This is a genomic window from Rhodococcus sp. PAE-6 (genome assembly GCF_025290685.1).
Taxonomy (GTDB): domain Bacteria; phylum Actinomycetota; class Actinomycetes; order Mycobacteriales; family Mycobacteriaceae; genus Rhodococcus; species Rhodococcus pyridinivorans.
This window is the reverse complement of the sequence record NZ_JAOCLZ010000085.1, coordinates 1-867: the sequence shown is the minus strand read 5'-3', so window position 1 is coordinate 867 and position 867 is coordinate 1. Positions and strand designations below refer to the sequence as shown.

Here is an 867-nt window from a genome sequence, read left to right as displayed (position 1 = left end):
CGGCCTTGTCCTTGAACGGGGTGGTGTCCTCGGTGAAGATCGCCGTCTTGGTCGCCACTGCGTCGCTGCCGTCGAACTTCGACTGGAAGTTCTCGATGGCGAGAACCATGCCCAGGCGTGGATCTCGGGCGATCGCGCCTTGCAGATGCGCGGAATAGCGGCGCGGTTGCGGCTGCTCGGACGCCTTGTCGTACAGCTCCTCGTACACCTCGTCGGGGATCGACCCGGTGTAGGGGCCGGCCTCCTTCGGATCCAGCCCGTCGGCGAGGGCCTCCTCGCGACCGGTCTTGATCCGCCACTCGGCGATCGCCTTGTCGAGGCGGGCGGCGATCTTGTCTTCCGACAGCGGGGTCGGTTCGGTGAGCTTGAAGCGGTTCAGCGGCCCCCATGTGCCGACGTAGCGGTCGTAGAGCCCACCCAGGCGGGCGCGGATGACGTCGCGGTCGGCGACGGTGGCGGTGCGCGAGCGGCTGGCCTCGGCCAGCTCCATCACCGTCTCACCGAGACCGGTGATGACCTTCCACTGCTCGGCCAGGTCCTTGCCGCGGCAGCCGACCTCGGCCCAGCCGCGACCGAGGGTGAACTGCTCGAAGCGGTCCTCGGCTTCGTTGAAGCGCATCGCACCGGGCAGCACCTCGTGGGAATCGAGGTCGGCGCCGGTGCGCAGCCCCGGCGTGGTGAACGCTTCGACCTGCGCCGGAGCGGGGGCCGGGGCGGTGAATCCGAGTCCGCGACCGAGGGCCTGGTCGATGATCGGGTCGAGCTGCTCGCGCAGCTGCGTCGCCAGCGGCTTTGTGGTGGTGGGGGCAACGCGCAGCGACGATCCGGCGTACATGCCGCCCCCGACCGTCAGGGTGCCCAGCACCC

General features: G+C 69.8%; 1 pseudogene. It reads right to left on the bottom strand.

The annotated features are described in order from the left end of the window. Positions 1-867 (bottom strand): annotated as a pseudogene (locus NVV99_RS26325) (helicase); the annotation flags it as partial.